This window comes from Chryseobacterium sp. HNCC26DJ240 (genome assembly GCF_057180485.1).
Window position 1 is genome coordinate 33,098 of the sequence record NZ_JBXUGK010000001.1, and the last position, 13,218, is coordinate 46,315.

The 13,218-nt window shown below is 34.5% G+C and carries 13 protein-coding genes; 8 read left to right on the forward strand and 5 right to left on the reverse strand.

What is annotated here, in order from left to right:
- Positions 1 to 275: 275 nt before the first annotated feature.
- On the forward strand, positions 276 to 1,349 hold the full coding sequence (locus AC2A1G_RS00150) for a hypothetical protein (RefSeq protein ID WP_484044948.1): 1,074 nt from the start codon (positions 276 to 278) through the stop codon (positions 1,347 to 1,349).
- 65 nt (positions 1,350 to 1,414) lie between these two features.
- Here the strand turns inward: AC2A1G_RS00150 and deoD are convergent, their stop codons facing one another.
- From deoD to AC2A1G_RS00165, 3 genes are all read right to left on the reverse strand, one after another.
- Positions 1,415 to 2,125, reverse strand: coding sequence for a purine-nucleoside phosphorylase (gene deoD, locus AC2A1G_RS00155; protein WP_484044949.1), 711 nt, complete (start codon positions 2,123 to 2,125; stop codon positions 1,415 to 1,417).
- A 209-nt stretch (positions 2,126 to 2,334) separates the two neighbouring features.
- On the reverse strand, positions 2,335 to 3,228 hold the full coding sequence (locus AC2A1G_RS00160) for a GLPGLI family protein (protein ID WP_484044950.1): 894 nt from the start codon (positions 3,226 to 3,228) through the stop codon (positions 2,335 to 2,337).
- 150 nt (positions 3,229 to 3,378) lie between these two features.
- Positions 3,379 to 4,098 (reverse strand): hypothetical protein, encoded by a 720-nt coding sequence (locus AC2A1G_RS00165; RefSeq protein ID WP_484044951.1) that lies wholly within the window; start codon positions 4,096 to 4,098, stop codon positions 3,379 to 3,381.
- A gap of 603 nt (positions 4,099 to 4,701) precedes the next feature.
- Between AC2A1G_RS00165 and AC2A1G_RS00170 the strand changes: the two genes are divergently transcribed.
- The 4 genes from AC2A1G_RS00170 to AC2A1G_RS00185 all read left to right on the forward strand — a co-directional run bounded on the left by AC2A1G_RS00170 (position 4,702) and on the right by AC2A1G_RS00185 (position 9,023).
- Positions 4,702 to 6,909, forward strand: coding sequence for an AAA family ATPase (locus AC2A1G_RS00170; protein WP_484044952.1), 2,208 nt, complete (start codon positions 4,702 to 4,704; stop codon positions 6,907 to 6,909).
- A gap of 187 nt (positions 6,910 to 7,096) precedes the next feature.
- Positions 7,097 to 7,942, forward strand: coding sequence for a 3'-5' exonuclease (locus tag AC2A1G_RS00175; protein ID WP_484044953.1), 846 nt, complete (start codon positions 7,097 to 7,099; stop codon positions 7,940 to 7,942).
- 268 nt (positions 7,943 to 8,210) lie between these two features.
- Complete coding sequence (locus AC2A1G_RS00180) at positions 8,211 to 8,522, forward strand: hypothetical protein (protein WP_484044954.1); 312 nt, start codon at positions 8,211 to 8,213, stop codon at positions 8,520 to 8,522.
- 81 nt (positions 8,523 to 8,603) lie between these two features.
- Positions 8,604 to 9,023 carry a VOC family protein gene (locus AC2A1G_RS00185; protein WP_484044955.1) on the forward strand — a complete coding sequence of 140 codons (420 nt, stop codon included), beginning with the start codon at positions 8,604 to 8,606 and terminating at the stop codon, positions 9,021 to 9,023.
- A 327-nt stretch (positions 9,024 to 9,350) separates the two neighbouring features.
- On the opposite strand, the gene AC2A1G_RS00190 is transcribed toward AC2A1G_RS00185, so the two are convergent.
- Positions 9,351 to 9,707, reverse strand: a complete 357-nt coding sequence (locus tag AC2A1G_RS00190) for a winged helix-turn-helix transcriptional regulator (RefSeq protein ID WP_484044956.1) — start codon at positions 9,705 to 9,707, stop codon at positions 9,351 to 9,353.
- Between the two features lie 109 nt (positions 9,708 to 9,816).
- Here AC2A1G_RS00190 and AC2A1G_RS00195 point away from each other — a divergent pair, with 109 nt between their 5' ends.
- On the forward strand, positions 9,817 to 10,563 hold the full coding sequence (locus tag AC2A1G_RS00195; RefSeq protein WP_484044957.1) for an SDR family oxidoreductase: 747 nt from the start codon (positions 9,817 to 9,819) through the stop codon (positions 10,561 to 10,563).
- A 64-nt stretch (positions 10,564 to 10,627) separates the two neighbouring features.
- Here AC2A1G_RS00195 and AC2A1G_RS00200 read toward each other — a convergent pair whose 3' ends face one another.
- Positions 10,628 to 11,596: a S41 family peptidase gene (locus AC2A1G_RS00200; protein WP_484044958.1), complete on the reverse strand. Its 969-nt coding sequence runs from the start codon at positions 11,594 to 11,596 to the stop codon at positions 10,628 to 10,630.
- Positions 11,597 to 11,797: 201 nt separating this feature from the next.
- Here AC2A1G_RS00200 and AC2A1G_RS00205 point away from each other — a divergent pair, with 201 nt between their 5' ends.
- Both AC2A1G_RS00205 and AC2A1G_RS00210 read left to right on the forward strand, forming a co-directional pair.
- Positions 11,798 to 12,853 (forward strand): hypothetical protein, encoded by a 1,056-nt coding sequence (locus tag AC2A1G_RS00205; RefSeq protein ID WP_484044959.1) that lies wholly within the window; start codon positions 11,798 to 11,800, stop codon positions 12,851 to 12,853.
- 18 nt (positions 12,854 to 12,871) lie between these two features.
- Complete coding sequence (locus tag AC2A1G_RS00210; protein ID WP_484044960.1) at positions 12,872 to 13,204, forward strand: DMT family transporter; 333 nt, start codon at positions 12,872 to 12,874, stop codon at positions 13,202 to 13,204.
- The last annotated feature ends 14 nt before the right edge of the window (positions 13,205 to 13,218 follow it).

The window sequence follows — 13,218 nt, forward strand, 5'->3', positions numbered from 1 at the left end:
AAAGCCAATATTAAATTTTCAACTCACGGAAAATATCTTCAACATTCTCGGAATTTCACACTTTTAATAATTTTATTCAATAGAAAAAGGAAACAATTGAAAGGCCTTATCATAAAAAATACGATAAATGATTTTGGATAACATGTTACAATTTGTTTACAAATTTTTCAAGTTTAGACTCATTTTCTGTTTACTTCATATTTGATACATTAAAAGTCTGATAGATTTAAAATTAAATTATTATGACTATTTTTAAACATACTAAAACGTCATTTGTGAAAAAGATTTTACTAATCCCGATAATGATTCTTTTGGGATGCAACCAAAAAAAAGATGTGCCTACCGATAATCTTCAAACCATACAGCAAAAAGACAGTCTTGTTTTAAGCGAAAACAAAAATGATATTGAGATTATTTCTGATAATATCGGAGATATTCTTGATTTTCTCGTTAATGAAGAAGCTGATGGCGAAAAGGATGCGAAAATAGATTTGAAAAATCATAGTGTGAGATTTGATAATGATGGAGATTCATATGAAGTTACTTTTTCTAAAATTGCTTCTCAAGACTTTAATGGTGACGGAACAGTTGATTTTATCGTTGAAAGAGATTCTGAAGGTGCCCTCGGCGGAAATGCCAACTCAAATGCTGAGATTATTTATTTGATTTTAGATGCAAAGCGAAACATAAAAGAAAGGCACCGCATTTTGTTGTACGCACCATTTTCATACAATATTCTTGGAAATATTTCTTTTGAAAATGGAAAATTGAAAGCAACCGCTACGCAAAACTTCCGAACGTACAGTCCCGCTTCCGGAGAAGATTTACAAACTACTGATTTGTCGTTCATTTATAAAGATTCCAATGTTTATGAAGAGTCTTATCTTTCTCAATGCAAACTCGGACAGTGGAAGGACAAAAAAATATTTAAAAGCCCTATTGAGTCTGTTAAAACTATTGATGAACATAATTATACAGAAACTTTATCTGAAAAATATATTCAAAAAAATTATGAGATAACTGCGGAGTTGTCGGGATGTGATAATTTAATGTTGATATTTGAAGGGAAATTTGATACTAACGACTTTAGCGTAAAAAATGAGGCGTTATTGCGAAAACAGTTTATAAATATTTTAGTAGAGCAAATTGGTATTTCGAAATACAGCAGGCTGATTCAGAATGAGTTTAAAGAAATTAATCAAGGGCGTGCACAGAATCAGACAGGAAATATTTTATTAAATATGATGACGCTTCCAAAGGATAAAAAGATGGGTTTCAGGTTAATAATATCTGAAGAATCCAACGTAAATCAGAACGAAAACTGGGAAATTACGACCAGAAATAAGTAATTATAAAAACTAAAAAAAGCTCCACAATAAAATGGAGCTACTAATTTATGGTTTGCAATCTTTGCTTAAATGGTTTTCCACGCCGCTTCCAAAGCAAGCTCAATCATTGGTTTCAAAGCCGTTTCTCTCTGATCTGCCGAGATCATTTCTTTGGTCGGAATAATATCTGAAACGGTAAGAATCGTCGCTGCATTTTTACCTAAATGTTTTGCATTGGCAAATAATCCGAAAGCCTCCATTTCCACTGCCGGGCAATTGTATTTGTCAGCAATCGCAGGAACCGCAGGATCTTTTCTGTAAAAAATATCGCTGCTGTGGATGTTCGTAGCTCTGGTTTTTAAACCTAATTCTTCCGCAGTTTCATTGATAATATTGTAGATATTTCCTTGGTTTGAAAGAATTTCTTCTTCAAATTCCCATGCATATTTTGCATACGTACTTTCGCTGGCCGCATTTTCTACATTCAGAAGGTCAAAAAGGGCTACATCCGAAGAATATCCTCCACACGTCCCGATTCTGATGATGGTTTCCACTTCATATTCTGTGAAAAGTTCGAAAGAATAAATTCCGATGCTTGGGAAACCCATTCCGCTGGCACCGACTGTGATTTCCTTACCCTTATAAGTTCCGGTATAATATAAAATACCTCTGGTTTGGCTGACTAATCTTGGGTTTTCAAGAAAGTTTTCTGCAATATATTTCGCTCTTAAAGGATCTCCCGGCTGCAGAACTACTTTTGCAATTTCTCCTTTTTTAGCGCTGATGTGTATGCTCATACTGTTGTTTTAATGATGGCAAAGATAATAATTTATGCTGTTTTTAAAGAATTTTTGCCCTGACGAGATCATCCAAAAAGAACTGTTATTGATATGGAAATGAAAAAAGAATTGAAAAATATGCTCTCATCTCAATTGAATATTTCTCCTGCACTATTTTTCCAATGAACATTCGTTTTTTATAAACTCACATCATGAAGATGACAAAATTATTTTAAACTGATACGGTACAATTCCAGGTTGATGTAATTGTTATTTTGATCGAGCTGTTTTTTTGCGTATTCTCTTTCCTGTTTTGTCCTTTCGATAATGAGTGATTTGTTGCCATTTTCATCATAACTTTCCCCACTCAGCAAACCGGGGTTCATCTGCATAAACTGTTCGGTTCCACCCAAAGGCTGTTTTCTGTAATCATTCCACTTTTTGTTGAAAGATTTTGCATCAATTTTTACAGGTACGAAATAAGGCCTTGTGTAAATGCCAGTAGAGCCTGCCGGTATTTTGTAATTGGCTCTTAAAGTAAATGTATGGTGATTTTTTGTATCATTAATCTGAACAATAATTCCCGGCAGTCCCGAAAAAACATAAGGTCCCTGCTGAACAGGAATTTCTCTGGTAAACCATGCTTCCCAGATTCTTCCGCCATAATGAAGATTTGCTTTCTGGCAGAGGTAGCCCTCAATGGTTTTCGTTTCTTTTGAGAGTTGCCATTTAAAATTGTTTTTCATTTCAATTTTAAATGGCTGAATGCCGATGTACTCGACTGTAGAGGTGAGTTCTTTGGTCTTAGAGGTTTTATTCTGATAAATTCCATCAGGTAATTTGATGTTGGCCTGACTCTGATTATTGTTTACAGCAAAAGCGATTGCAGAATCTTTTTTGGCGGTCACATCACTCAAAAATTCCGAATGGTCAGCAAAAACATCCAGTCTCGTCAGTTCTGTAACCACGCTGTCTGCTTTAGCAGCATTGGGGGCGAATTGATATAAATAAAAAAACCTGTGGCTTTGAGCAAAGATTGAAAACGGAATAAGAAGAATCAAAAGCGTAATTTTCAGATGCATGGTTTTATTGTAAAGAATTTCTTCTCCAAAACTATGCAATAATACACTTTCAGGTGTGTTAAATAGTGATAAATTAAATGTTTTGAACGTTAAATATTTTCGTGATAATTTGTGAAGGTATGCACAATATCACAAGCTGAAGACAATGGACAAAGGAGTTTTAAATAATCTGGCTTACATTGAAAAATTTTATATGATACTCTTTGCCCACAGATATGTTGAAGCACCTTTCTGTTCAGTCCTGATATTATTTAGGGGCGAACTGAAACTGATGCTTCCCATCACTAGCACCCATCCGGTTTCACCTGCCGTATTAAACTCAAAAGACTGCATTGCTGTTTTCGCTGAGGCAGAGATTAGAATGGTGAAAGTTGCAATATTTTTCACATTGATTACCGACGCATTGAGGTTGGTGCTGATGACACTGATCGTCAGCTCTGCTTTCGTAGCTTTCGTTGGTGCTTTTATTTCTTTTCCCCAGGTCAGTGCCGGAATTTTCATGGTTTTTTTACCATCAGCATTTTCCTTAAATTCCGGAAAGAATCTTACGCACTGATCCCAGTTAAAATCTCTGTTGAAATTGTAGCCCACCAAAAACTGTGGATCTGTATATTCCAGTTTTATTTTGTTCTTTGCCAGATCAGTTTGGCGGCCTGTACGCCGTAATTGAGTTCTGTGAGAAGGAGCGTATTTTGAACTGGTAATCAGATTAACTTTTGCCATTAATTCTGCCCGAAAAAGTTTGTCCACAGTGCTTACCATCCCAAAAGCTGTATAGGATTTTTTGGTGTTATCAGTTTGTTTTGGATCTTTGCCTTTGGCTTTAGCGTAAGACTTCTCTCCGTTATTCACGAAAATAATATTTCCTATAGCCCCGCTGAGGTTTCCGTTTTTATTGAGTCTTGCCATAACTGTGTTTTTAAGGTTGTAACAATTTTTTTTACTGTGTTTACCGAATGAAAGGAATTGATTTCTGTATTCTGTTGAAAATGTGCATACTTTATTAAAACATTCCTTTGAGTTTCTTCGTTGTTTCTTTACTAAAGGTACATGAAAAATCCATATCAAATCTATAGCAACACCATATTTTTTATGGACTTGCTATGGACTTGTTATGGAGTTGCTATGGAGTTGCTTCCTGTTTGAGTGTAGGAATTGTGTGTTGAGATGATTAAAGATACAATTGGAAATTGGGATTTGCAAGAAATTAAACAGGATTTTTATTTGTAGTGTGATGAGGTTAGCAATGTGGATGGAGATTTCTGTGGTTGTAACCACATAACTCTTTGATCATTTAAATGTTTGTGCGACTTCCCAAAAGATGAGTTATTAGATATCTTTCAGTTGGATATAACCAAACATAGTGAAAAAATAATTACATGATAATCAATTGTTTGAGTGGTGTGAAAAAGGATTTGTGCAACTGCATGTATTTTATTTTGGTTCAATGCGTATATTTGGGTGTTAGCTGTCATCCCAACACGCAAACTACAAAGCCATAAAAACTGTAAAATGATAAAATCAATTGATATAAAAAATGTAGCAACTTACGATAACGTAGGAGTGCAATTTGACAACTTAAAAAAGGTCAATTTTATTTATGGAGCAAATGGCTGTGGAAAAACTACAATTTCAAACTTAATACAAGACCAATCAAACCCTAAATTTAATAATTGTTCCTTCACTTGGCAAAACGCTTTACCTTTAAAAATCTTGGTTTACAACAAGGAATTTAGAGAGAGAAATTTTGGAAAGGGAAAATTAAATGGAGTTTTTACACTTGGTGAAGCAACAGCTGACCAGATAAAAGAAATTGAGACAAAGTCTGAAGAACTTAAAGTTATTAAAGCTGACGGAATACAAAAACGGGAAACATTAGATAAACAAAAAAAAGATAAAGAAAAATTAGAAAACGATTTTAAAGAGATTACTTGGACAAAAGTTTACAAGAAGTATGAACAAGTTTTCAAAGAAGCTTATGGCTCACATCAAAAAGAACCTTTCAAAAACAAACTTCTACAAGAGTTTTCTACTAACAATGTCCAATCAGAAACTCTTGAAACTCTAAAATCTAAAGCAGAAACGATATTTGGCGAACAACCGCAAAGAATTGATGAAATAAATGAGATTTCATTTGAAAGATTAAAAGAAATTGAAGAAAATGAAATTTGGAAAAAAATCATAGTCGGAAAAGCTGATGTTAATATTGCAAAACTAATTCAAAAGCTAAATATCAATGATTGGGTTAATCAAGGACGGGAATATATTGAACATACCACTTGTCCTTTTTGCCAACAGGAAACAATTACCGAGGATTTTAAAAAGCAAATAGAAAGTTTTTTTGATGAAACGTATTTGAATGATCTCAAAGTACTCAAAGAGTTAAAACAAGAATATAATACTCTGACTTCAAATATTATTAATGTATTAAACGGTATCGAAGCAAATCAGAGAACTTTCAGTAATACGAAACTTGACATTGACAAATTTTCGGCTTATTTGAAAACATTGATAAGTCAAAACACGACAAACAGTGAATATTTAAACAATAAAATTAAAGAGCCAAGTAGAGGTATTGAATTAATTTCGCTAAAAGAACAAATAGATTTACTTGCAGACGTAATTAAAGAAGCAAATGTTACAATAAGAAAACATAATAGTATTGTAACTAACTACGCAACTGAAAAAAGCAATCTTATAAAATCAATATGGAAGTTCTTAGTAGAAGACCACAAAAGCGATACCACAATATTCAATAGCAAAAAAGATGGTTTAGAGAAGGGAATTGAAAATTTAGAAACGCAACACAAAGCAAAGCAAGAAGAATATCGAAAATTAGATGGTGAAATAAAAAATCTAAATAAGAATGTCACGAGTATTCAACCTACCATTGACGAAATAAACAGAATACTAAAATCCTACGGATTTTTGAATTTTGAAATTGTTCCAACGCAAGAAGAAGGCTTTTATCAAATTCAACGTGAAGATGGTTCCATTGCAGAAACAACACTGAGTGAAGGAGAAATTACATTTATTACCTTTTTATACTACTTACAATTGACTAAAGGAGGTATTTCCGAAGACGAGGTAAATAATGAAAGAATTCTAGTAATTGACGACCCAATTTCTAGTTTAGACAGTAATGTTTTATTTGTTGTTAGTACGCTTATTAAAGATATTATCAAACACATCAAGGCTGATATTGGAAATGTAAAACAATTGATTTTATTAACTCATAACGTATATTTCCACAAAGAAGTTTCTTTCATTGACGGCAGAACAAAAACTTGCAATAAAACATTTTTTTGGATTTTAAGAAAGAACGACAGAGTTACAAGTTTACAGAATTTTGAAATGAATAACCCAATTCAATCATCTTATGAACTTCTTTGGCAAGAATTGAAAAGTAACGAGGTAAAATCAACGTTGACAATTCAAAATGTAATGCGCAGAATAATTGAAAATTATTTTAAATTACTTGGCAAATATGGAGATGATGATTTAATTCTCAAATTTGGAACGAAAGAAGAACAAGAAATTTGTCGCTCTTTGATTTCGTGGATAAATGACGGGTCGCATAGTGTAAATGATGATTTATATGTAGAATTACAAGACAGGACAGTAGAAGCTTACAAAAAAGTTTTTAGAGATATATTTATATTGACAAAACACGAAGGACATTACAATATGATGATGAATTTAACTGATGAATTTGTGTGAAAACAACAGAGGTAAATAGCTAACAAGGCATTGCCATAATCGGGGCTGAATGGCTTCTATTATATATTTGTGCAAGGTTCAACTTTCGTTCTTCGATTGAACTTTTGTGCTAAAAATCCCTACCTTCGACACGGACCAAACCGTTGAAAGCAATTGTAAATACGATAAGAACAAACAAAAACATTCGATGTATAAAACAATAAAATTTGAATTAAATCAATTCCCAACGACACCTCATAAATTAAGAGATGTTCCAAGTATTGACAACCCTGCTGAAGATTTCATCGTTGACGTGTTTACAATCAGTGATGAAGTATGGTTGCAGGCAAAGCGAGAAGTTGTAAGGCAATATCGGGAAAGTACAAAACTGGAAATTTTAGGGAATATCGTTAAAGAATTTGAGGCTTCCAATCCTAAAAATAAGTACAAGTCTGACCTTGAAGTTTTCATCAGGGAATCTAAGCTTGAAGATTTTTACAGTGAAAATAGTGAAACCATTTATGTTTCAACCATTCATAAAGCAAAAGGAAAAGAGTTTGACAATGTATTCATTATGCTGGAAAACTTTAATTCTATTACCGACGAGGCTAAAAGGCTTTTGTATGTCGCAATGACGAGAGCAAAAAGCAACCTTACCATTCATTTGAACTCAGCTTTTCTGGATCATCTCACCGCAGAAAACATAGAGCGTTTTGAGAATAAAGAAATTCATTTGCAGCCCAACGAATTGGCAATGCACTTATCAATAAAAGATGTTTGGCTGGATTATTTTATCAGCCGCCAGAATTTTGTTTCAGCCCTAAAAAGCGGAGATTTACTAACGATAGCAGACGGTGGATGCTGTGACAGCAGAGGCAATTCTGTATTGAAATTCTCAAAGCTGTTTGCTGCACAGATTGAAAACTTGAAGACGAAAAATTACCATCTGAAGAGTGCTAAAGTAAACTTCATCGTGTTCTGGCGAAAGGAAAATGCCGAGCAGGAAATAAAAATTATTTTGCCGGAACTGTATTTTGAGAGGGGAAGTGATTAATTGTTTTACCATTCATCCACTAATTGATTGAATTAAAAAGAATTAATGGATTTCCGTTTCTAATCATCACAATAAAATTAGCAGTCACTTTGTTATTCCGTAGGAATCTCAATACCTTAAAAATCAATTAGTTTAGATTCCTACGGAACGATAATGACACAGTTAACATTACATTATTGCTAACAAAGGACAATCATAAAACAGTTATTCGAATCATCCGTTGTTAAAGAATTTTAGTAAATTAGATTTTTATAAAAAACTAATTATCATGTCAGAAAATTATTTTGAGAAATCTTCAAATGAATATCGAGAAATGCAAACCATATACATCAAACAGGATGAAAGACAAACCAATGGGATAGGGATTGCAGGTTTTGTATTAGCTGTAATTGCAATATTTGTTGGGTGGATTCCTTTTTTAGGATGGTTTGTTTGGGCTTTAGGAGCTCTATTTTCATTTATAGGAATTTTCAAATCGCCAAAGGGACTTGCTATTGCAGGTTTAGCAATATCTTTTGTAGGTTTAATCTTTATGATTTTTGTTTTTGGAGTATTACTTTTAGCGTCTAGTGCTAATTAATATTTTTTTTCTTGCCCTATGCCAAGCCCACATTCCCACAACCTCCATAAATTTGTAATATAACCTTAACAATCACAAACAATGGCAAAACAAATTTTCATCAATCTGGCTGTGGAAGACATTAAGCAATCAATGGATTTTTATTCAGCTTTAGGATTTACAAATAACCCTCAGTTTTCGGATGATACCGGAAAATGTATGGTATGGAGTGACAGCATTTTTCTGATGTTGCTTTCGCATGATAAGTTTAAATCTTTTACAGATAAACCACTTTCTGACACAAAATCAGGAATTGCCGGGATTTTCTCACTTTCTGTAGACAGCGTAGAAGAGGTCAACAGCATGATGGAAGCCGGTCTTTCAGCGGGAGGGATTGAGCCTAACGAAATGAGAGATTACGGTTTTATGCAGCAACGTACCCTCGAAGATTTTGACGGTCATACCTGGGAGGTTTTCTTTATGGACATGTCGAAAATTCCGACTGAGCAGAATGAAGCTTAACAGCTGAACTCAGTATTCGAGATATTTTGGGTTTGGGTTATGCTTTGAGTTTAAATTTTTCAGAGTTAAATCAGTTGCGTCGGGCTTTAGCCCGATGTTAAAAAAATAAGTATAAGATGACTTCAGCCAAAACTTATAATTAGATTTCGGCTAAAGCCAAATGCATATCTCTTCACACAAATGGGCTTCTTTCGGCAAGCTCAGGATGACATGCCCATTCCTATTGAATCATGAAACATTTGTGATTCCGAACTCAGGTTAAGATAGTTTAAAAACCGCAAAATCAGAAGTTTTGCGGTTTTTTTTGATTCAAAACAAACTTATTTCCTAGCCCTCCACAATTTTCTTTCTATGCTCAATCCCCCAGTCCTTCAGATTATTGATAATGGTTTTCAGCGTGTTTCCATGATCAGTTAGAGTATATTCTACTGTCACGGGTTGGGTGCTGAGCACGTTTCTGTGGATGAGTTTATTAAACTCGAGTTCCTTCAGTTCTTTGCTGAGCATTCGGTTTGAAATTCCGTCTATATCATTCAGAATATCTGAAAACCGTCTCTTGTTGTAATAGCAGATAGAAGAGATAACGGCAATCTTCCATTTGCCGTGAAGAACGTCCATAGAATCCTGTACTGCACGCATTTCTTTTTTATATTCCTGCTGAAAATCTTTTGCCTGACACTCCATATTGTTACCTGGTTACACCTTTGTTACTGTTATTTTTCGGTACAAAGTTACTAAAAGTAACTAAAGCTTTATACATTAGCTCTGTAAAACAACAATAAAAAATTACAAAATGAATTTTACAGACAAAAATGTAGTGATTACAGGCGGAAGTACCGGAATAGGATTTGCAACAGCCAAAGCTTTTATTGACGCGGGAGCCAACGTTTTAATTACAGGAAGAAACGCCGACAATCTGAAAAAAGCGGCAGAAAGAATCAATAATCCAAAACTGAAAACTTTAGTTTCAGACACTTCAAATTTAGCAGGAATTGCCGTATTGGAAAATCACGTTGCCGAAAGCGGAAACAAAGTAGATGTCCTTTTTCTGAATGCAGGAACAGCCGTTTTTACACCGATTGAACAGACCACTGAGGAAGATTTTGATTATCAGTTCAATACGAATGTGAAAGGGTATTATTTTACTCTACAGAAACTGATTCCGCATTTTACGGAGGGTTCTTCTGTGGTGTTTAATTCATCAACGGTTGCTACAACAGCACAGATGTACGGAAGCGTCTATTCAGCAACCAAAGGAGCTGTAAATAAAATTGCCCAGATTGCAGCCAACGAGCTGGCAGAAAGAAAAATCAGAGTGAATATTGTGAGTCCGGGACCTACAAAAACGGAAGGTTTTGATAAAGCTGTTCCAAGTCTTGAGATGCAGAATGAATTTGCCAATTCTGTGGCATTGGGAAGAATGGGTGATCCTTCAGAGATTGCCAAAGCTGTACTTTTCTTAGCTTCAGATCAGGCAAGCTTTATTACAGGAACCGAATTGCTGGTTGATGGTGGTGCGATAGGTTATCTCTTGAAATAGCAGTTTTTTAAATTTAAAACAAACAACCGCAAAGTGTGATGCTTTGCGGTTGTCTGTTTTAAGATTATTTTATCATGAGCCATTTTTCAGCTTCTTCTATTACTTCATCTTCGGACGTAGTTTTTAGGTTTTCCACGTAAACATCAGGTCTTATTTTGTCTATGTACACTTTTCCCGTTCTGTCGGCTGAGGTACTGGTCGCCAGATTGAAATTGGCTCCGTTGGAAAGCGTGAAAGTTCCGTTAGCGGTAATATATCCCATCGAATCTTTCCCGAAGGTCTTTACATTCGGCAGTCCAATCAAAGAAAGGGCGGTCATTTCTCCGCTGCTTGCAGTATATTCATTGATGAGAACGGCAATTTTCAAGTTCAGATTTTTAATTTTATAATCACTGATTTTTGCTTTGCTCCCAACCATTCGTCCGTTTCTGGTAAGCCATGGAGATTTATAATTCGGAGCAACAAAATATCCAACGATTCCGTCTTCAGTAAGGGCATTCAGACCTGCTACCATTGGCCACATATTGCCGCCCATATTATTACGGAGATCCACTATCCAGCCCATCACAGTATTTTCGCTGTCCAGTCTTTTGATTTCAGAACGGATGGTTTCGGCGAAGACAAGGTCTTTCTGGTTGTCGTAATTGCTGCACGCCGGAACTTTTATCATGGCAATTCCGTTCCCGAGATATTTTCCTTCCGGTTTTACGATCGTAGGTTGCTGACTTTTTTCTTCCATTATACTTTTTGTAATAAAAAAAGAGTGGTTGTCACCAGCGGCTTTAAGCTGATCCAAATAATAGTCAAACAGAATTTTCTGACTCATCGAATCATTTTCAATTAATGAAAGTTTTGGTAGTTCGGTATCTATTTTTTCCCAATCCAATGAGTCGGAGTATAAAGCTTTCTTTTTAATCAGATCATAAATTTCCTTCTGCAGTTTAAGCGTTTTCTTGCTTGACTTTGAAGAATTCTGCTGTCCGAAAACAATTGCTGAAATAAGGAAGGAAATTAATAATAACGGTCTGAACATGCAAGTTGAGTTTTATATTAAATTGAATTTTAGCACCGCAAAACTATTAAATAAAACACTTTTCGGTGTAATAAAGTTTGTTAAATTGTAATATCAATCAATAGATTATTACTCACTGTTCGGAGTGTGTAAGGTGATTTTACAGTTTTACTCTTGATGATTTAATATATATTTGTACTGTATCTTTGTTAAATTAAATTAATGTTTCAGAATATTCGTCAGAGATTTTATAGCGCTGAAGATATTCCATTGGCAGTTCAATGTCTTTGGAATTCAGATTATGATTATATAGGTTTAAGCATTTCGCTTGTAAGTGAGGTAAATGGAAAAATCAAAGAAACTTTTATCGCCGAGCTTAGTTATTCAGATTATGGTTCTACAGAACTTTTGTTGGAAGAAGCTTACAAAATAGCCAAAGAATATGTTTCCAGATACAATGTGGAATTATATTTTCCTTCTCCGGATAAGTGGTCCAGAGATTGTCCGGACTGGAAGGATCGAAATAAATTTCCGAAGTGTGAAGATTGTAGAATACCGATGATACCTCTGGATAGTGAATATTTACCAAAAAATGTTTGTTATCCCTGTCATATTGAAAGAATGTTTGATGATAAAATCATACGGGAAGAGCCTCTTGATGATCATACAAATGTTTACATTGTAAAATCAACTGGCTTTGAGAATATTTTAAGTACGACAAACTTTGACAGTCTCACAATTGCAAAATTCATCAAAGAAGTTGCAGCAAACCAAATTAACGAAGATGCACCAAGTATCATCAAATTGGGTAATAACGAAATTAATTTCCTTTGTGAAAATCTCGCACAACTTCTTAAAGAAGAATTAAAGGATTATCAAAAACCTGAATTTGATGAGTTTAAAGCTAAATTTATTGAGATAAAACCGATTGAATTTGACGGCGAAACCTATGAGCTTCAGAATCGTTTTAATTCAAACCATGAAAAAATTCTCAACCTTTTTTGGAACTATGAAATATTCAGTAATGCTTTGAAAGAAAATTTCAGATGCGAAATATATCTTTCCAAAAATATGACCTATCGTGATGATTCAATCTTGCGCTTTATAAAATATAAGAATAAAGGACAAACAGATTTACTTCAATTGCAGAATCACTATAAAAAGATTCTAAAAACCTCGGAAATACTGAAGACCATAGAAAAATTAGAACTGTTTGGTTTAATTAATCTTCATAATGAAAAAATATTTGTAAGTCCGTTCGGAGCAAAACTTATTTAAATTAAACTTTTTACAACCGTGAAAAACTACCTCTTTCTCGCCGCCGCCATTCTTTGTGAAACCATCGGAACGTCTTTCCTGAAAAAGACCGAACAGTTCACAAAGCCTTTGCCAACCATCATTTTCGTAGTCGCAATGACGGCCTCATTTTATCTACTGACATTTGCTTTAAAAGGAATTCCGATTGGTATTGCGTACGCCATTTGGTCTGCTGTGGGAATTGTTTTGATTTCTTTAGTTGGATATTTTGTGTATAAACAAACTTTAGATTTACCCGCCATTCTTGGGATGGGCCTTATCGTTGCTGGTGTAGTGATTATCAACCTTTTCTCAAAATCCGGAGCGCATTAGAGACTAGGTTAAGG